The 18,026-nt window shown below is 70.4% G+C and carries 20 protein-coding genes; 8 read left to right on the top strand and 12 right to left on the bottom strand.

Features of this window, described 5'->3' with window-relative positions; genetic code table 11:
• Both ACIRYZ_RS44805 and ACIRYZ_RS44800 read right to left on the bottom strand, forming a co-directional pair.
• Nucleotides 1-349 (bottom strand): transposase family protein (locus ACIRYZ_RS44805; protein WP_402954954.1); only part of this gene is annotated, 349 nt, incomplete at its 3' end.
• A 65-nt stretch (nt 350-414) separates the two neighbouring features.
• Nucleotides 415-744: a histidine phosphatase family protein gene (locus ACIRYZ_RS44800; protein WP_402954957.1), complete on the bottom strand. Its 330-nt coding sequence runs from the start codon at nt 742-744 to the stop codon at nt 415-417.
• A 447-nt stretch (nt 745-1,191) separates the two neighbouring features.
• Here ACIRYZ_RS44800 and ACIRYZ_RS44795 point away from each other — a divergent pair, with 447 nt between their 5' ends.
• The 4 genes from ACIRYZ_RS44795 to ACIRYZ_RS44780 are packed head-to-tail and all read left to right on the top strand — an operon-like array spanning nt 1,192 to nt 4,330.
• Nucleotides 1,192-1,506: a hypothetical protein gene (locus tag ACIRYZ_RS44795; RefSeq protein ID WP_402954951.1), complete on the top strand. Its 315-nt coding sequence runs from the start codon at nt 1,192-1,194 to the stop codon at nt 1,504-1,506.
• A complete protein-coding gene (locus ACIRYZ_RS44790) occupies nt 1,503-2,858 on the top strand; it encodes a hypothetical protein (protein ID WP_402954948.1) in 1,356 nt (451 codons plus the stop codon). The genes ACIRYZ_RS44795 and ACIRYZ_RS44790 overlap by 4 nt, the downstream gene beginning before the upstream one ends.
• A gap of 4 nt (nt 2,859-2,862) precedes the next feature.
• Entirely contained in the window at nt 2,863-3,573 is a 711-nt protein-coding gene (locus ACIRYZ_RS44785; RefSeq protein ID WP_402954945.1) for a hypothetical protein, read from the top strand.
• A gap of 16 nt (nt 3,574-3,589) precedes the next feature.
• Nucleotides 3,590-4,330: a hypothetical protein gene (locus tag ACIRYZ_RS44780; protein ID WP_402954942.1), complete on the top strand. Its 741-nt coding sequence runs from the start codon at nt 3,590-3,592 to the stop codon at nt 4,328-4,330.
• Here ACIRYZ_RS44780 and ACIRYZ_RS44775 read toward each other — a convergent pair.
• Nucleotides 4,324-4,452, bottom strand: a complete 129-nt coding sequence (locus ACIRYZ_RS44775) for a hypothetical protein (protein ID WP_402954960.1) — start codon at nt 4,450-4,452, stop codon at nt 4,324-4,326. The genes ACIRYZ_RS44780 and ACIRYZ_RS44775 overlap by 7 nt on opposite strands.
• On the opposite strand from ACIRYZ_RS44775, the gene ACIRYZ_RS44770 reads away from it, so the two are divergent.
• The gene (locus ACIRYZ_RS44770) at nt 4,444-5,031 is read left to right on the top strand and encodes a universal stress protein (RefSeq protein ID WP_402954939.1); all 588 of its coding nucleotides are present in this window, start codon (nt 4,444-4,446) and stop codon (nt 5,029-5,031) included. The two genes, ACIRYZ_RS44775 and ACIRYZ_RS44770, sit on opposite strands and share 9 nt — an antisense overlap.
• On the opposite strand, the gene ACIRYZ_RS44765 is transcribed toward ACIRYZ_RS44770, so the two are convergent.
• The 6 genes from ACIRYZ_RS44765 to ACIRYZ_RS44740 are packed head-to-tail and all read right to left on the bottom strand — an operon-like array spanning nt 4,957 to nt 10,068.
• Nucleotides 4,957-5,442, bottom strand: a complete 486-nt coding sequence (locus ACIRYZ_RS44765; protein ID WP_402954936.1) for a hydrogenase maturation protease — start codon at nt 5,440-5,442, stop codon at nt 4,957-4,959. The two genes, ACIRYZ_RS44770 and ACIRYZ_RS44765, sit on opposite strands and share 75 nt — an antisense overlap.
• Complete coding sequence (locus tag ACIRYZ_RS44760; protein WP_402954933.1) at nt 5,439-6,800, bottom strand: Ni/Fe hydrogenase subunit alpha; 1,362 nt, start codon at nt 6,798-6,800, stop codon at nt 5,439-5,441. The genes ACIRYZ_RS44765 and ACIRYZ_RS44760 overlap by 4 nt, the downstream gene beginning before the upstream one ends.
• Nucleotides 6,797-7,636, bottom strand: coding sequence for an oxidoreductase (locus ACIRYZ_RS44755; protein WP_402954931.1), 840 nt, complete (start codon nt 7,634-7,636; stop codon nt 6,797-6,799). The genes ACIRYZ_RS44760 and ACIRYZ_RS44755 overlap by 4 nt, the downstream gene beginning before the upstream one ends.
• Nucleotide 7,637: 1 nt before the next feature.
• Entirely contained in the window at nt 7,638-8,456 is an 819-nt protein-coding gene (locus tag ACIRYZ_RS44750; protein ID WP_402954928.1) for an FAD/NAD(P)-binding protein, read from the bottom strand.
• Nucleotides 8,453-8,905 (bottom strand): cyclic nucleotide-binding domain-containing protein, encoded by a 453-nt coding sequence (locus ACIRYZ_RS44745; protein ID WP_402954925.1) that lies wholly within the window; start codon nt 8,903-8,905, stop codon nt 8,453-8,455. Before ACIRYZ_RS44745 ends, ACIRYZ_RS44750 begins: the two co-directional genes overlap by 4 nt.
• The gene (locus ACIRYZ_RS44740) at nt 8,902-10,068 is read right to left on the bottom strand and encodes a 4Fe-4S dicluster domain-containing protein (RefSeq protein ID WP_402954922.1); all 1,167 of its coding nucleotides are present in this window, start codon (nt 10,066-10,068) and stop codon (nt 8,902-8,904) included. The genes ACIRYZ_RS44745 and ACIRYZ_RS44740 overlap by 4 nt, the downstream gene beginning before the upstream one ends.
• A gap of 845 nt (nt 10,069-10,913) precedes the next feature.
• Here ACIRYZ_RS44740 and ACIRYZ_RS44735 point away from each other — a divergent pair.
• Together ACIRYZ_RS44735 and ACIRYZ_RS44730 are read left to right on the top strand one after the other, a co-directional pair.
• Complete coding sequence (locus tag ACIRYZ_RS44735; RefSeq protein ID WP_402954919.1) at nt 10,914-11,135, top strand: hypothetical protein; 222 nt, start codon at nt 10,914-10,916, stop codon at nt 11,133-11,135.
• A complete protein-coding gene (locus ACIRYZ_RS44730) occupies nt 11,132-12,151 on the top strand; it encodes a 1-phosphofructokinase family hexose kinase (protein ID WP_402954916.1) in 1,020 nt (339 codons plus the stop codon). The genes ACIRYZ_RS44735 and ACIRYZ_RS44730 overlap by 4 nt, the downstream gene beginning before the upstream one ends.
• Nucleotides 12,152-12,480: 329 nt before the next feature.
• On the opposite strand, the gene ACIRYZ_RS44725 is transcribed toward ACIRYZ_RS44730, so the two are convergent.
• Both ACIRYZ_RS44725 and ACIRYZ_RS44720 read right to left on the bottom strand, forming a co-directional pair.
• Nucleotides 12,481-14,121 (bottom strand): serine/threonine-protein kinase, encoded by a 1,641-nt coding sequence (locus ACIRYZ_RS44725; protein ID WP_402954913.1) that lies wholly within the window; start codon nt 14,119-14,121, stop codon nt 12,481-12,483.
• A 361-nt stretch (nt 14,122-14,482) separates the two neighbouring features.
• Nucleotides 14,483-15,889, bottom strand: a complete 1,407-nt coding sequence (locus ACIRYZ_RS44720; RefSeq protein ID WP_402954910.1) for a flavin monoamine oxidase family protein — start codon at nt 15,887-15,889, stop codon at nt 14,483-14,485.
• 286 nt (nt 15,890-16,175) lie between these two features.
• On the opposite strand from ACIRYZ_RS44720, the gene ACIRYZ_RS44715 reads away from it, so the two are divergent.
• Nucleotides 16,176-16,715, top strand: coding sequence for a TetR/AcrR family transcriptional regulator (locus ACIRYZ_RS44715; RefSeq protein ID WP_402954907.1), 540 nt, complete (start codon nt 16,176-16,178; stop codon nt 16,713-16,715).
• Nucleotides 16,716-17,396: 681 nt separating this feature from the next.
• On the opposite strand, the gene ACIRYZ_RS44710 is transcribed toward ACIRYZ_RS44715, so the two are convergent.
• A partial coding sequence (locus ACIRYZ_RS44710) for a pyridoxamine 5'-phosphate oxidase family protein (protein ID WP_402954904.1) occupies nt 17,397-18,026 on the bottom strand: 630 nt, incomplete at its 5' end.

The following is an 18,026-nucleotide window of genomic DNA, read 5'->3' as shown; positions in this document are numbered from 1 at the left end:
CCAGTGCCACGGCGACCGCGTCGACCACCTTCTGCAGAGCAGGAGTGCGACGCTGGTAACGCCGGGTCAGCCCGTCGATCTGCTCGGCGAAGGTGACCTTCTCGCAGGCCGGGTTCTCGCAGTACAGGCGGCGCACCGATAAGTCGATCACGACCGCCCGACCGCCCACCGCTTCGTCTGCGACATGCCGCTCGTATCGAGAGTGCACCCAGTCCGACGACTGCCCGCACAACGGACACGCCGCCGGCAAGTCATCCCTGGTCCGGGCTGTGATCCTCAGAAGATCCCCGCTGGCCTCCACGTGCTCGACCTGCACCGCGGCCAGCTGCGGCAGCAGGTACCCCACCATGACAACACACCCAGACAGCGTCTCACCGTCAACCAGGCGACACCACAGGCGAGTTGAAACAATCATCAGCTACGAAAATCTTGTAAGAGCCGAAGACCGTACAGACCCATATCAGGTACTTGGCACGCGCATCGCGGACGGCACGTTCGAAGGCGATCCGGCCACTCCAGCCAGCCGCCGACGCGAGCGTACAGGGCCGCAACCGACTCGCCACGTTGCGGGGTGGCCGTCGGATCGGCCAGCCAGGACGAAACCTCCGCCGGCTGGGTCACGGCGATCTCGTCAAGGCTGTGGCCACGCCAACTGCCGACATGGAGGTCTGCCAGCGCCCCGGCCGGTTCGGCGGTGATGCCAAGCACACCGGCAGTGAGACGGCAACGGGTGGAAGGGGCCATCGGGTCGAAGCCAGACTTGGACGAGACCGTCTCGGCGGAATCCTGCACGAGTACCGACATGCCGCTTGACCAGGCCGGATAATTAATCGGCACCCGCAGAGTCCGTCGCCGACACGATGCGTTCCCGCGGCCACCTCCCGATCAGCGGAAACACCACCGTGGCCCGCCAGCATTGTGCGTTGACGGTGTTCGGAGCCGACCGGTTGATGTTCGCCACGGACTACCCCTTCGGAGACCCCCTCCAGCAGCACCACACTCCTGGAAAGCCGGTCCGCCCAGCCCCGAGGCCCGTCGCAAAGTCGCACACACCAACCCGAGCGGCTCGCGTGACGGGTCGAGCCATGATTGACGAACCCTTGATGCCGCCCGCGCACCGCGGCGCCGACCAGTGCTTTAGGGTTCTTGATCTGACTGTCAGTCAGTGGATCGACCAGGAGGTACGGGGGCATGGGGGACGGACGGTTCACCGTCGATCTGCAGGATCTGGAGAAGCTGGCCCAGGGGCTGGACGACGCGAAGAACCAGCTCGACACCGCGATGAAGGCGATGGGTCAGGCCGACATCGGCGCGCTCGGGTTGCAGCAGTTGGCCGACGCGTGCAAGCACTTCCAGGACCGGTGGGGCTACGGCCTGGGTCAGCTCGGCGATGACGCGAAGGCCCTGCACCAGGGCCTGCAGGACGTGCTGAAGAACTACAACAAGACCGAATCCGACCTCACCGCCGCCCTCCAGGGCAAGCCGGCTCCCGGGGCGGCGTCGTGAGCGGGGGGCACAGCACACCACGGACCAAGCCCACCACCACGACCACGGCCGGCGATCCCGCCTGGCCGGGGCTGGGCTTCAACCCCGTGCCGGGCGACCTGCACTCCATCGAGACGCTGTCCAAGGCCCTGAGCACGACGCACCAGCACCTACAGGGCGTGGCCGACATCCTCAACAAGCTCGGCCAGCCCGGCGGTACCTGGACCGGGGACGCGTCCAAGGCGTTCTCCGACCAGTTGACCAAACTGCCGGACGCGCTCAAGCACGCGAGCGGCTCCGTCGACTCGGCCCGCCAGCAACTTGACCTGTGGTGGAAGGAGGTGCAGAGCAACCAGCAGCAGGCCGCGAACTACGAGAGCCAGGCCGTGACGCTGAAGGCGAACCTGAAGGCGGACCAGGCGGCGCACGACGCGGCCACCGGCAACGCCGATCTCAAGCTGGTCAACCAGACCTTCCCGGACGCCAAGTCGCAGCAGGACGCGCAGAACCGCTACAACGCGGCCAAGTCCGCGCTGGACGATGCGGCCGCCAAGATCAACAGCACCCAGAGCGAGCTCTGGCGCGTCCAGGGGCAGGCCTCCACGCTCTACGGCCAGGTCCTCGGCTACGGGACCGATCGGGCCGCCGCGATCCGCAAGGCGGCCGACTCCGAGGCCCCGAAGAAGCCGGGCCTCTGGGACTGGATCAAGAACCACGGCGCCGACTTCCTCACCGTGGCGGCCTCGGTCGCGGGCATCGTCGCGCTCTTCTGCCCGGCCGTCGCCATCCTGGCGATCGCGCTGAGCGCGGCAGCCTTCGTCTCGCACGTGGCGACCTACGCCAGCCAGAAGGGGTGGAAGGCCTTCTTCCCGCCGAGCTCGAAGAACATGGGCAACTGGCTGACCGTCGGCGGTGACGCGCTGGGCGTGATCCCCGGGGTGGGCGCGATCAAGGGGGGTGTGACCGCCGCCCGGGCCGCGGACGGGGTCGGCGCCTCCGTGAAGGCGGGATACGAGGCGACCCAGACCACGCTGAAGGCTGCGGACGCGCTGAACCCGGTGACCGACGCGGCGAAGACGGCGTCGTTCGACTGGCTCAAGAAGAAGGGCGTCACGGTCAGCGCGACCGTGGCGGACAACTCGGCCAAGGGCGTTCAGGGCGCGGTGATGGCCGGCCTGACCGGACCGACGGCCCAGTCGCTCTTCGACAACGTCGACAACAACATGGTGAACGGCACGACGGCCGGCGGCAACGCGGTGAACAGCCTGGGCTTCGTCCACGGAGAGGGCACCGGCAAGGCCGGGACCGTCTTCGGCACCCTCGGACTGGTCGGCGGAGCGTTCGGCTTCGGCTGGTCGCTGAACGGGAACTGACGCCATGACGATGACTGACACCGCCTCGGCGCTCTGGTTCGCGGCACCGGTCGGGTTCGTCGAGGTACCGCTGGACGGGACGCCTGAAGAGCGGCTCGACCGGTGGTCGGCGGCCTTCGACGCGATCGGTTCCGACATCCCGCAGGAGCAGCGGATCGACACGGCGCTCAACGCCGAGTACCTGCTGCAGGCCCAGTTGCTGCAGGGCCTGGTGTACCTCGCGAACTGCTTCTACCGCACGGACGAGGGCGAGGTGATCCACGCGGTCTTCACCATCCTGGTCACCCCGACCGAGACCGGCGGCCCACTGACCTTCGCCGCCCGGACCGCGGAGCAGTGGGCCGCCGCCCGGCCGGGGGCCGAGGTCGGGGTGCTCGACCTGCCCTGCGGTCGCGCGGCGGTCGCCACCGAGGACCGCCTGGTCACCGTGCCCGGAAAGCTGTACGGGCTGGAGCAGGACAGCGAGAGCCTGGTGCGGCAGATCGAGGTCGCGATCCCGCACCCGGCCGGGCGGCACGTGGCCCTGGTGGTGCTCAGCACCGAGTACCCGGAGCACTGGGAGCACTGGGCGCTGGCCGCGGGCAGCGCGCTGCGGGAGCTCTCGTTCCGCGACCCGCTCGCGGTGCCGCCGCAGCGGCAGCCGATCGACCGCACCGGGTCGGTCGCGGTGGTCACGGCCGGGGCCGAGGACCGGATCCGACGGGCGTTCGGCTGACGGTGGGAGGAGTGGCATGAGCTGGTTCACCACCGTCGTCGATCACGCGGCGGTGTTCGTCACGCTGCTGAGCAGCCTGTGGTGGACGTGGAAGCTGTCCCGGGTGCGGCGCCTCGCGCGGCAGCGTGCCCGGGTTCCACGGGAGCGGCAGGTCGCCGAGCTGCGGGCCGAGCTCGCCGGGGTCGTGTCGACCCGCGGCGGCCGGCTGCTGAGCGTGCCGCAGGCGAAGTACCCCGGGCTGACGACCGAACAGGCGCGGCGGGTGGTGGAGACCCAGTGGCCGGGCGAGTACCTGGAGCTGCGGGAGCAGGGGCCGAAGGGCGCGCCGACCTGGCTGTTCCACGAACACGCCACCCCGCCGAAGCCCGAACCCCCGGCGAAGCGGATGAGCCAGGCCGTCCGGCTGGTCGCGGTGCCGTACAACCTGCTCTTCCTGGGTGCCCTGTGGTACGGGTACCCGCGCACCGACTGGCTGGGGGTGACCGAGCTCTACCTCGTGTACGGCCTTGGCTTCTTCCTGCTGATGCTCCGCGACCTCCGGCGGTCCGGGGCCCTGGTGGTCCTGTTCGTGCACCTGCTCGTGGGGATCCCGGGCGTCCTCGCAGTCGTCCACTGGGCAGAGCAGCACTCCCGTGGCGAAGGGCTGGACTCGGTCGGGTTGCTGCTGTCCGCCCTGTTCGGCCTGCCGTTCGTCCTGCTGCCCGCCGGGATGTACCGGGGGACCACCGACGAGTCCGCGCCGCGCGAGGGTCACTGAGGGCTCGGCAGAGCGCTGTCCAGCAGGGTTTCGATCCGCTCGACCAGCCGGGCCCAGTCGACCACGCAGCGGGCCAGGCGCAGGGGCCCGGTCTCGGTCAGCGGTGCGTTACGGTGTGGCATGAGGGCCTTTCTGGGTGCCGGTGCAGATGTCGCAATCCACACCGAGCCAGAAGGCCCTCACTCATTTCAAGACCACCCGACCGTGAACCCCGTCACAACCTCCGTGGTCAGTACAGCGGGCCTGTCTTGGCAGCCGTTGCGCGCGCCCCCTATACCGCGCTGATCCGAACGAAATACCCCCGACTGGACGTCGAGGAAGTCCCGGCGCCCGGACGACCAGCCACCGAGCTGGTCAACCGTTCGGGCGACTGCACGCTCATCGTGCTGGGACACCGCGCCCGTGGCGGGTTCCCTCGACTGGCAATGGGATCGGTCACCCTCCAGGTCGCCACTCACGCCCGCTGCCCGGTCATCGTGGTCCGAGCTCTTCCGACCGCACACGGCCAAGCGCAGCCTCGGCGTCCGCGACGACCTCAAACTCGGGCTCGGCGCGGTCGCGGTGTTGAAAGGGCGATACCTGTGACGCGATCGCCACGGGACGGTGGTCGAGTCCGTGGCCGTGTCTCAGCCGAGTCGCGAGCGAAGACGCCGGTGCGCGAGCTGGACGGCTGTGGCCACCTGGTTGACCAGGTCCGGTAGTGCTGCTTGGACCGGGGAACTGAGCCCGGGGCCGAGGCCGAAGTCCTCGCCCTCCACCGCGTGGACCACGAGTTCGAGGGGCATCCGGTCGAGCGCGGCTGCCAGGGCGACAGTCTCGCCGAGGCCCAGGCCGTGGCTGCTGACCGGGCCGCTCGCGCATCTGGCGGTCGCCTCGGCGTCCAGGGTGTGCAGCCGCCCCGGGTTGCCGGGGTGCGCGTGCACGGTCTCGACCACGATCACTCGGTCCTGGCCGGTCCAGTGGCCTAGCATCCGGCCGGGCTCGCCGTCGCTGACGGCGAGCAGCGTCTCCTCAGGGACCTGTCCGCTCAGCGCTTCGACGACGGCCGGGCCTGCTCCGTCGTCCCGACGGTAGGAGTTCCCGACGCCGATCACGACGACCCGGCCCGTCATACCCGGTCCACGGTCAGGTGGAGGAAATGGGCGGAGCAGGAGATGCACGGGTCGTGGTTGCGAACGGCCCGTTCGCACAGTGTGGTCAACTCCTCGTCGGTGGGTGGGTCGCCGGGTCGGTCCAGGCGGGACTGCACCAGCCGTCGGAGGTCCTCCTCGATCGCCGCTTGGTTCTGGGCGGTTGGCGGGATGATCCGGGCGAAGGTGAGGGTGCCGTCCGCATCCATGGCGTAGCGATGGTAGAGGAGGCCGCGTGGCGCCTCAGTGGCGGCGCAGCCCTCGGCCGGGCACGGGGGGACGTCGACGTGCGGTCGGGCTGGCGGTTCGTAGGCGTCGATGATCCGCAGTGCTTCCTCTACCGAGTGCACCACTTCGACGGCGCGGACGATGACGCTACGGAAGGGGTTGCGGCATACCGCGCCGGTGGCCGGGTCGCCGAGTCCGGCTGCCCGTGCGGCTTCGGCGGCGGTCGGGTGCAGCCAGCGGCCGCTGACGGCGTACCGGGCGAGTGAGCCGGTGAGATGGCGCCTGCCGTCGAGGCTCGATCTGAGGGCGGTGGAGTGGGGGACGTGTTCCTCGACCACGTGCTGTTCGAACTCTCCGACGGGGAAAGGGCGTTGTGCGGCAGAATGGTTCCTGGTGGTACCGCCGGTCAGGCTCAGGGCGGTGGGCACACCCGAGTCGATGGCGTACCGGCCGCTGTCCTGCATGGCCAGCAGTTCGCAGTCGATTTCCGCGTCGGGGAAGTCGAAGCCCGCCACCCAGCGCACCGTCTCCAGTGCGTCGTCCCGTACTCGGCGCAACTGCTCGGCCAGCGGTGCGAGTTCGCTTCGCGTCGGTACCCGGTAGAAGCCGCCGAGCCGGACGTTGACCGGGTGGATGGCGCGGCCGCCGAGCAGTTCCATGACGGCGTTGCCGGCCTGTTTGATCCGCAGTCCCCGCTCGACGGGTTCACGTTGCTCGCGGGCGAGCTCGACGGCGCTCGGGTGGCCGTGGAAGTCGGGGGCGTGGAGGAGGTGGATGTGCAGGGACTGGCTCTCGATCCACTCGCCGTAGTAGAGCAGGCGGCGCAGCTCGGCGAGTTGGCCGTCGACGGACACCCCGCAGGCGGCCTCGACGGCCTGGCAGGCGGTCATCTGGTAGGCGACGGGGCAGATGCCGCAGATCCGGGAGGTGATGTCGGGCGGTTCGGTGTGCCCTCGGCCGATCAGGAACGCCTCGAAGAAGCGCGGTGGTTCGTAGATCCGCAGCCGGGTGTCGGTGACTTCGCCGTCGCTGATAGCCAGGTGCAGGGCGCCTTCGCCCTCCACTCGGGCGAGTGCGTCCAGGTGCAGGATCCGCTCTCCCCGGTGGCTCATCGGGTCTCCCTGTCGGTCGAGTCGTCCTGGTGGACGAGGTCGGGTAGCTCGGCGTACTCGGGGGAGGCCGCGTTGAAAGTCCGGAAGACCCGCAGGACGTCCCGCTCGTCCATGCCGTCGTGCTGGAGCTGGCGCACCATCGCCGACATGTTGAGACTGTTGGACGGTCCGAAGCAGCCGTAGCACCCTCGGTCGTAGGCCGGGCAGATGGCGCCGCAGCCGGCGTGGGTCACCGGCCCGAGGCACGGGGTGCCGTGGGCGACGGTGATGCAGGTGGTGCCGCGCCGCTTGCACTCGGAGCAGACGCTGTTCGCCGGGATGTTCGGCTTGCGTTCGGCCAGATAGGCGGTGATCACCTCCAGCAGCTGGCGGCGGTCGATCGGGCAGCCGCGCAGCTCGAAGTCGACCGGTACGTGGGCCGAGATGGGGGTGGAGGTGGCGAGCGTGGCGATGTACTCGGGGTGTGCGTAGACGGCGGCGCGGAACTCCGTCACGTCCGCGAAGTTGCGCAGGGCCTGGATGCCGCCGGCGGTGGCGCAGGCGCCGATGGTGACCAGACGGCGGGAGATCTGCCGGATGCGGCGGATCCGCCGGGCGTCCTCGGCCGTGGTGACGGAGCCTTCGACCAGGGAGAGGTCGTACGGTCCGACGCCGTCCAGGGTGGCCGACCCGACGCCGCCCGAGCCTTCGGCGCCGGACATCTCAAGGAAGTGCGAGATCTGTACCTTTTCGGCGAGGCCGAGCAGTTCGTCCTCGCAGTCGAGCAGGGTCAGCTGGCAGCCGTCGCAGGAGGCGAACTTCCAGACCGCGAGGGTGGGGATCCTGCCGTCGGTCATGTCACAACTCCCGCACGGCTAGGAGGGACTGGGATCGGGCATAGTCGACCACCGGTCCGTCCAGGCACAGCAGGAGCGGTCCGAGCTGGCAGTGGCCGCAGTGGCCCGTGCCGCACTTCATGTTCCGTTCCAGCGACACCTGGATGCGCCGCGCGGGCACACCTCGGGTGAACAGTGCCTGCGCGGTGTGGCGGATCATCACCTCAGGTCCGCAGAGCAGTGCACGGGTGTCGTCGCCGAGCGGTTCGATCCGGTCGAGCAGTCCGGTGACGACACCCACGGCGCCCTGCCAGCCGGGGGTGGGGCGGTCGACCGTCACCTCCACCCGGGCCGAGGCCCGCCAGCTCTCCAGCTCGTCCCGGTAGAGGAGGTCCTCGGCGGTGCGGGCGCCCACCAGGACACGGAGATTGCCGTACCGTTCCGGGTGGTCCAGCACCTGGTGCACCACCGGGCGCAGCGGAGCCAGTCCGATGCCGCCGGCGATCACCAGGATGTCGGCCCCGGTCGCCGAGTCGAGGTCCCAGCCGGTGCCGTAGGGTCCGCGCAGGCCGACGACGTCGCCGGGTCGTAGTCGGCACAGTGCCCCGGAGACCGCGCCGACCGCGCGGACGGTGTACACCAGGGCGCCGTTCCGGCTTCGGATCGCGCTGACCGAGATCGGAACCTCGCCGACGCCGAAGGCGTAGACCATGGCGAACTGTCCCGGCAGGAAGGCGGGCAACACGGCCTCGACGGGTCGCAGTTCGAGCGACACGGCGTCCGCGGTCTCCGGTCGGAAGGCGGTCACCCGGTACGGGAGCGGTGGCGTGACGGTGGTCATGGCGTGCCCGGGCGGGGTGCGTAGAGGTCGAGCAGGCGGATGCGGGTGGCCTGGAGCCGTTCGGCGATCACCTCGGCGCAGCGCAGGGTCAGTTGGTGCCCGAGGGCCGGGTCTGCTGTGCACAGCGCTCGGACCTGGTCGGCGGGAAACTCCCAGGCGTCCACCGCTCCGAGTGCCTGCGCGCCCAGGTGCCAGCGGTACGGCGGGAAGAGCCAGGACCAGCCGAGGAGTTGGCCCGGCCCGATGGTCTCCACGACCGGCGGCGGGCGGCCGGGTACGTACAGGTCGAGGACGACCTCACCGGAGCGGATCAGCCAGAAGCGGTCGGCTTGCCCGCCCTCGTCGAACAGCCGCCTGCCCGGAGGGAAGGAGCTGTCGCGGGCGAGGGCGAGCAGCCGGTCCCGGTGCACCTGAGGCAGCACATCGAGCAGGAACGGCAGCTCGGTCATGCGGGTGCCTCGCCCTCGTCTGGCGACCGGTTGGCCCAGTCGTGCAGGGCGGCCGCCTCCTCGGTGATGTCGATCGCGACGGGGCACCAGACGATGCACCGGCCGCAGCCGACGCACCCCGAGGAACCGAACTGGTCGTACCAGGTGCCCAGTTTGTGGGTGAGCCACTGCCGGTAGCGGCTGGGCGATGAGGCGCGCACCGTCCCGCCGTGCAGGTAGGAATGATCCAGGTCGAAGCAGGAGTCCCACAGCCGCCAGCGCTCGGCATGGTCGCCGGTCAGGTCGGTGACGTCCTGGGTGGTGGTGCAGAAGCAGGTCGGGCAGACCATGGTGCAGTTGCCGCAGGTCAAACAGCGGGATGCGACATCGTCCCAACGCGGGGCGTCGAGCGTGCCCGCCATCAGCTGGCGCAGGTCGGCCTCGGGCATGGTGCGGCCCATCCGGTCGGCGGCGGCGGACACCTCTGCACGGGCGGCGCCGCGGGTGGCGTCGTCGGCACTCCTGCCGGGAATCTCGGCGAGGACCTCAGTGCCCTCCGGGCTTCCGCTGCGGATCCAGAACCGGTGGCCGCCCTCGTCGTCGACCAGCTCGGTGAGCACCAGGTCGTAGCCGGGGCCAGCCGCCGGCCCGGTGCCCATGGAGACGCAGAAGCAGGTGCCTCCGGGCTCGGTGCACTCCACCGAGACCAGGAACGCCCCCGAACGCCGCCCCTGGTAGGTCGGGTCGGCGTGCCGGCCGCCGGTGAGGACCCGGTCCTGGACGGCGATGGCGCGCAGATCGCACGGGCGGACACCGAGGAAGGCGTAGCGGGGCGGCGAGGTGTCGTCCGCCTCGAAGGTCAGCTGGTCGTCGGTGCGTTCGGTCCGCCACTGGCGGACCCGGGCGGGGTGCAGGTAGGTCTTCCACGACTGCGGTCCGGCCGCGTTGGCGAAGGCCGCCGGGTCCGTGCGCTCCCGTAGCCTGTACTGCCCTGCCTCGAGTTCGACGCCCCAGCCGTAGGGCAGGCTTTCGGCGGACTCCAACTCGTCGAGCACGATGGCGCCGCCGCGTACGGTCGGACCGATCACGGTGAAGCCGCGGGAGCGCAGGACGTCGACCAGGGCGGCCAGGCCCTCCCGGTCGATCACGGCCTCGCCGGCTGCGGGAACCGTCGGGGTGCTCATCACGGCGTCCTCTCGTCACTCATGGTCCCGCGTCCGCCTGCGGGCGGTGGGGTTCCACCGGCTGTATCCGATCCGAGCCACTTCATCGCGGTGTACCTCCTTCTCCAGTGGTTCCGGTACGGCAAACTTCTTCAGCGGTTTCGGCAAATCCCCTGGCTTCCACCGGCCCATCTGTTGCACAGAACCGCTCGGATGAGCCGGATTTCGGGCCCGACACAGCGCTGATAGGGCCGTACGGGCAGGCCGGGCGGCCTGGTCACAGCCCGAGCGGAATCGGACGGCCGCTCGGCACCCCGACCTGGCCCAGGTCGTGAATCACCGGCTCGCGGCCACCTGGCAGCCGGGCCCGCTCCTCGTCCCGGTGGTCGAGGGCGGTGATCAGAGCGACCCGTTCCGCTCCCCGCCTCCAGGACGGCAGGCGTGTCCGCGAACAGCACCGCGTGTTCGGGCCGAGTCAACCTGCGGGTCATCCTCGGCCTGGTCCCCAACTACTGCTCCGACCGGCACCTCTGGTTCCGAGCCGCGCTGGCCGCCGGCCCGGGCTCGCCGGAGCGGGCCCGCTTCCATTTCCGTCCCGGCCGCGGCCAGCACGGCCGAGCTGGTCAGCGGCCAGCACCTCGCGGGTCGGCTACCAGCCCGCCTGAACTCCCGCACGCCCTGGCCTCCCCTTCCGAACACCGCCCAAGCAGTGCCGGAACCGAGGCACCCAATGCCACGCGCTGCCATCACCCTGATCCACGGGCCAGAGCACGCGCCGCCGACAACGGGAGCGCACTCCAGATCGCGCGATCCCGGCTCGCACACCAGTATGGAAGGCATGTCCGGCCTGAGTGAGGAGGGTAGGGATGGCTGGCGATCTGCTGTACGGACGCCTGCATCGGCGGCCCTCATCCCTGCGCCCGTTCAAGAGCTTCCCCGTCGGGGCCCACCTCACGCCGACCATCACCAACGTCACCGGCGGTCGGCTGAAAGTCATGGCCGAGTACGACAACGGGCGGGCCGGCACTGAGCAGACGGGACGTCAGGCGGTGGCTGTGGTGACAACGACCGCCGGGCCACTGCGGTGAGCGCCGCCGAGGTACCGGGTCAGCCCGCGGCGGGGAGCGGCGGAAGAGGTTCGCCGCCGGGGACGACGCCACCGATTCTCACCCTCACGCTGAACCCCACGGTCGACATCTGCTGCGACGTCGACCACCTGGTGGACATCGGCAAGACCCGCGCCCGGGTCAGGTACGTGGCCGCCGGCGGCGGAGGAATCAACGTCGCCCGCGGCGTGGCGCGGTTCGGGGGGCGGGCAACCGCCTTCCACACCGCCGGCCAGGAGATCGGCCAGCGCCTGAACCGGCTACTGGACGAGGAGGGCGTCGACCACCTCGCCCTCGGGATCGCGGGTGAAACCCGCGAAGCGTTCGTACTGTTCGAGACCGGGTCACGCCGCAGTTATCACATCGTGCCGCACGGCCCGCGACTCGACGACGACGAGGGACGGCGCTGCCTGGACCTGCTGGAGAGGGCAGCGGGCGCTCACCGGTACGTCGTGGCCAGTGGCAGTCTGCCGGGCGGCCTGCCCGACGACTTCTACACAACCGTCGCCCGCCGGGTCAGGGAAGCCGGCTCCAGACTGCTACTGGACACCTCGGGACCGGCCCTGCGCGAGGCGCTGCACGAGGCCGTCTTCCTGCGCAGATGCAACCGTAGCGAGGCCGCCTACCTCGTCGGCCGGGACGTGCGGAGCTTCGACGACGCCCGCGCCGTCAACGAACAGCTGCTCGCCGCCGGAGCGACCGAGATCGCCATCACCACCCTCGGGGAACTCGGCGCGCTGTGCTCGACCGGCCAGGGGCACATGGAGCTGCATGCACCGCCACCGCCCGGAGAGCCCCTCAGCGACGCCGGGGCCGGGGACGGCATGATCGCCGCGATCGTCACCCGCTTGGCCGAAGGCGACGATCCGGTCGACGCCTGCGCGCTCGGAGTGGCCACAGCTGTCGCATCGATGCTCACCCCCGGCACCGAGCCGTTCGACCGGGAGGTGGCCGAGTCCCTCCGCCCCGCAGTGCGGATCACCCGGCTCGGAGGCTGATGCCCCCGCCTGCCGGGACCTGTTCCGCCGCAGGTCGGCAGTCCGTCCGCCGACGACCGCCAGGTGGATACCGGGCCCGCCGACTCCCTCGGAATCACTCCGGGTTCCCGGACAGACCCACGACGGCCGACCGGCTCGTCGGCACCCGCCGCGCCGAGGGCGGCGACGGCGCAGGAGGTGCAGGCTGAGGGCCGCACAGAAGAGGGACACGAGCCGCTTCCCCTGATCGGGGGGGCTGGGCGATGGGACCGAAACGAGATCCGGGCCGAGGCCGACGGGGCGGTTGATCGGTCAGCGCTTGTCTTGTGAGGCGCGTTCGGGCTTGGTGGTCAAGCGGTACGGCGGTAGGCGGTGATGGAGACCTTGACCGGGCCGTCGTCCGAGGCGGTGGCGAGTGTGCGGATGATGGCGATGTCCTGGCCACCGTGGGAGCGGACGCAGAAGCTGCGGTCGGCGCGCAGGGTGGTGAAGGGCAGGGCGGAGGTGGGCTTGGTGTCGATGCCCGCGAGGCAGTCGGGGAGCGTGAGGGAGCCGGTCGGGGCGATGTAGGCGTCGCTGTCCTCGGGGATGTAGAAGGCGCCGGCCTGGCGTGCCAGGTACCAGCTGGAGGCGTCCTGGGTGACCTTTCCTGCTCTGAGATCGAACTCATGGTCGCGGTCGGGAGATGTGAGTTCGAGGTTGGTGTAGGCGGCGGTGTAGCCGGAGGCGGCGGTCTGCTGCGGAGACGCGGAGGAAGGGATGGGGGCGGGCACGGTGGTCGGTGGGCGGCCGACGGTGGCGGCGGCGGGTTGTTCGGTGGAGTCGTCGAAGTACTCGAAGTAGTCGAGCAGGAAGAAGGCCGCCGCGGCGCCGACGAGCGTGGCCGTCATCGTCAGGAGCGCCGTGCGGGCGCCCCGGCGCGCGGTGCCCTCGCCCCGGCGGCTGGCGCGGGCAGGTTCCGGGCGGGCTGGCTCCGCCCCTCGGCGGGTGGGTGCGGGGGCGGGCAGGACGGGTGCGGCCGCGACGCTTGCGTGGCCGAGGACGGTGGCGGGCGGTGCGGGCGTGGTCGGGAGGTCGGTGTGACGGTTCAGTTCGCTGCTGACCTGCGGGGGCAGCCAGCCGTCGGCGAAGCGTAGTTCGCCGCCGGTGGCGGGATGGCGGTGGGCGGCCTCGATCAGCCAGGCGGTGCCCGGCCGGTCCTCGGGGTTCTTGGCCAGGCAGTGCCGGACGAGGTCGTGCAGTCCGTGCGGAAGAGCGGACAGGTCGGGCTCCTCGTGGACCGCCCGGTAGAGCGAGACCTGTTCGGGCCCGTCGCCGAAGGGGGTCCTGCCGGAGGCGATGAAGGCGGTCAGTGCGCCGAGGGCGAAGACGTCGGTGGCCGGGGTGGCGGGCAGACCGAGGGCCTGTTCGGGGGCCATGAAGCCAGGTGAACCGATGCGCAGGCCGGTGCCGGTGAGCGGGCTGGCGTCGGCGGCGCGGGCGATGCCGAAGTCGATGACGCGGGGGCCGTCGGCGGCGACGAGGACGTTGCCGGGCTTGAGGTCGCGGTGGACGACGTCTGCGGCGTGGATCGCCTGCAGGGCCTCGGCGATGCCCGCGAGCAGGAGCAGGACCGTGCGTTCGGGCAGCGGGCCGTGACGGCGGATGACCTGGTGGAGGGAGGGGCCGGGCACGAACGTGGTGGCGAGCCAGGGGACGTCGGCGTCGGTGCCCGCGTCGACGACCTGAGCGGTGTAGAGGCCGTGGATGCGCCGGGCGCTGGCGACTTCCCGGGCGAAACGGTGCCGGAACTCGGGGTCCTCGGCGAGTTCGGGCCGGACCACCTTGAGCGCGACCGGGCGCCCGCCGGGGGTGTGGGCCAGATAGACGCGGCCCATCCCGCCCGCGCCGAGCCGCGCGCACAGGCGGTAGCCGCCGACCTCACGGGGGTCCTCGGGGAACAGCGCCTCGAAGGCGGAGAACGGCTGGGCGCCGTAGGGCTGTGCGGTCATGCTGGCTCCCAGCGGGTCGAGCGGTGGTACGGGACGCGGAGGAACGGGTGCGGCGGCAGTGGCGCCCCGGGTGTATGCCAGCGTCCGGAATTTCAGCGGATCATATCCGGCCGCGGTTGCCGTCAGCGCCCGGCCCATTCGACCGATCGCGGAGGCGTGGCCGGTCCAAGGGGCGGGCGGGCCGCAGTGTTCCGGCCCGAGAACGCCCCCGCCGGTGCGTTCGGGGGTAGGCACCGACGGGGGCCACCGTCCCGCGGGCGCGGGGAATCGCCCGGCGGGGTCCAGGCGGACGAAATCCCGGGTTGTCTCCGCCGCCCGCGCAGCGGGAACACCCCTGGGTTTCGTCGTGGGGACGGCGGATTCAGCCGGCGATCTCCTTGGCCGCGCGGATTCCCGACAGGTAGGCGCCGTGGACGGTGGCGAAGTCGCCCTTGTCCGTGGCCTCGCCAGCGAAGTGCACACGGCCGTCGACGGCGGCCGCGAGCTGGTCTCGCATGGCCGGCGTGGAGCCGAACTTGTTGAACGAGTACGAGCCCAGCGCGTACGGGTCGGACGCCCAGCGCGTGATCTGGTAGTCGAGCGGCGCCGGGATGCCGCTGCCGTACATGGTCGTGAGCGTGGCCATGGCGCTGTCCACGACCTGGGCGTCGCTCCAGCCCTCGATGGTGCGGCCGAAGTCGGCGGCGTTGAAGCCGAGCAGGACCGGCTTACCCGTGGGGCGGGTGACGTTGATCCACTGCGTCCACTGGCCGTACTTGTCGACGCGCGGCACGTAGCCCAGCCAGTCGGTGTCCGCCCAGAACACGGTGGGGAAGCGCAGGTAGCACTTGTTGAGCACCCCCATGCCGAGCTTGCTGACGGCGGTGAGCTTGTCGCCGGGCAAACCCGGCCCGAACTTCACGGCGCCCGCCTGGAGCACGCCCAGCGGCAAGGTGACCACCGCCCGGTCGGCCTGGAAGGCGCCCTTGTCGGTGGTGACCGTGACACCACCGGAGTCCCAGTCGATGCTCTTGACCACCTGCCCGGTCCGGACGGACAGCCCGGCCGCGAGCAGATCGGTGATCTGGTGGTAGCCCTGCGGGAACAGCACGTCCTTGCCCTTGACCTTGTTGTCCTCGTCGAAGTGCAGACCCGACATCTGCTCCACGCTGCCGGAGTACTCGTGCTCGTAATCGTTCAGGTCCCAATTGAGCAGCGCCTTGTCCTGGTCCGACAGCGAGGACCAGCCGACCGCGCCCTCCACCACGCTGCGCACCGACGCGTCCTTGCCCCCTTCGTCCTGGAACGAGGTCAGCGCGTCGGCGGCCTTCTTCCGCCAGCTCTCCAGCGCCTTGGCCTGCGCGTCGCTCAGCTTGCCGCCGTCGGCGGAGTAGTCGGTGGTGCTTTCCAGGTCCGTCACGACCGTCTTCGCGTTCGCCTTCGCGGCCAGCGCGGCGATCGGGTTCTTGTCGATGCCGTGGATCCACGAGGCGCCCAGATCGAGCGGCGTGTCCGCCCACTGCTGGCTGGTCCAGATGCGGCCGCCGATCCGGTCGCGCGCTTCGAGCACCAACACGTCGTGTCCCTTGTCGGCCAGGTAGCGGGCGGCGCCCAGGCCACTGATCCCGGCTCCGACGACGATCACCTTCTGGTGCCCGGACGGGCTGGGCGAGCCGTTCTCGTCGCCGTTGTCCCCGCTGTCGTCGCAGGCGGACAGGGAGGCAAGAAGGGCGAGGCTGGGCAGGCCCAGACCCGCGCTCTGCAGGAAGCGTCGGCGATGCATCGTCATGGCTGGTAACCGATCTGCGATCTGACACGGGCTGATCCGAGGATGCCGACGAACGCTTCGTTGCACTCGCCGCACCGCCCGTGGTGGAAGAAGCCGCTTGGGCTCCAGGGCACCCCGTCCGGTCGGGGACCGCCTCGTGCACGGCGATGCCAGTTCCGCAGGCACACGCGATGCGGAGTCGAGGATCAGTGCGATCCCGGTCCGCACGTACAATGAGGCTGATACAGAGCAGACTACTTAGATACATCGATGTGTCAATAGAGGCATTGGGGGTTTGGACGCGACGATGCGTACCGACGCGACAGAAGTGCTGGAGTCGGCGATCCCGATCCTTGCCAAGGACCGGGCGGCCTCGATGCAGTCAATCGCCACACGCTCGGGCATCAGCCGGGCGACCCTGGTCCGCCTCTTCCCCACCCGCCAGCACCTGGTGCAGGCGATGGCCCAGAAGATCCTCGACGACTGCGACCGGGTGCTGACACGGGCCGAGGCCGACACGGCCGCTATGGAACAGGTCCTGGCCTCAGTCGTCGCCGACTATCCGCCGTTCGCCCAGCTGTGGAACCTGGTCTACGTCGAACCCGACGTCCTGGGCGCCCCCGAGGCCAGCGCACGCGCAGAGACGATCTTCACCCGGACCGTCGAGCTCGTCCAACGCGGCCAGGACAGAGGACTGCTACGCAAGGACATGCCCGCCACCTGGCTGGCCTCGACGTTCTGCGGCCTGGCCGAGACCGCCTGGGAACTTACCCTCGAAGGCCACATGGGCCCACGCCAGGCTCCCGACTTCATCGCCACGATCCTCCTGCGTGGCGCGGCTGCCTGACCACACAAGGCCTTCGGCGCACGGCCTGGTACTGAATGAGGATGTCACTGTTGGTTCAGAGCCCTGGTCAGATCCCGGCTGGCCGCAGGCGGCATCGAGATCGGCTCGGGTGTCCTCCAGCGCAGAGCCCAACTCGGCATTCTACTGTTCCAGCCTGGTGATCTTTCGCTGGAGCTCGTCGGTGTCAGCTGAGGTGTCCAGGCCGGATTCGCGCCAGGCCTGCTCGCCCAACGCCTGCGAGAGCCATTTTTGAGCTGCTGGACGCGGTTGGCCAGGCGGTTGTTGCGGGCTTGGGTGTTGGCGAGGGCGGCCTGGAGCGAGATCCGGCTGACCAGTGAGCCTGCGGGGTCCTGGCCAGCTGGCCCGCCTTCCTCTGCGTGGACCAGGGCGAGCAGGTCGCGATGTCGATAGAGAAACGTGCGGTCCAGTCGGGCCTGTCGGGCGATGGCCGACACGCTGATCGGGTCGCCGTTCTTTGCGGCGTTCTTGACCGCGACGGCGACACGCTCGCGCCGGATGACTACACAGAGCCGTCTTCGAACGAGACGCGAGATGAAGTTCGTACACGGCGTCAATGGGGGCGGCTGCCGGGCGGGTAGTCGCCGACCACCGCCACCCTGCCACCCAGTACAAGGCCTTGCGCCTACAGCCCGAACTCTTCGCTGATCGCTGAAGGAACAATCACGCCGTGCCGATCCGGCGGCCCGTGACCTCGCTCGGGCTGATGCGCACCCACAGCGGCCGGGAGCCGCCGGCCCACGGGGTGGCGCCTGGCAGCGCGGAGAGCCGCTGCTCCTCGTCCGGGTCGTCGACCCGGTGGGCCTCGCCAACGATGAGGACGCTCCAGCCTCGGCTGCGGCGGTCGTCGATGTGGTCCACCTGGAACGAGACCGGCGAGCCGTCGGGCGGAGCGGCGGCGCCCCCGCCAGCCGTGCGGTAGACGATCGTCCTGGCGTCCACGACGTAGTTGACCGGGAGCACGACCGGCGCCAGCTGCCCGGGCAGACAGATCCGGCCGACGCCATGGGTGCCGAGCAACTCCCAGCACTGCGGCTCGGTGAGGTGGAGCAGCAGCGGGCGCGGGCCAGGCTCCGTCTGTCCCGGTGGAGCGTCGGCGCGGTGGCCGGTCAGCAGCTCCGGCCAGGTCGTCCCGAGCGCGGTGGCGATCCGGACGAAGGCCGGCGGGTCGAACTCCGGCCCGGCTTGCAGCAGATACCGCAGGTAGGCCGGTGCCATGGCTGCCCGGTAGGCCAACATGTGCTCGCTCAGTCCGAGTTGGTCGCGGCGCTGGACGATGCGGCGGGCGACGGC

The organism is Kitasatospora sp. NPDC101155 (assembly GCF_044768305.1).
Taxonomy (GTDB): Bacteria; Actinomycetota; Actinomycetes; order Streptomycetales; family Streptomycetaceae; genus Kitasatospora.
This window is presented reverse-complemented; position numbering and strand designations above follow the sequence as displayed.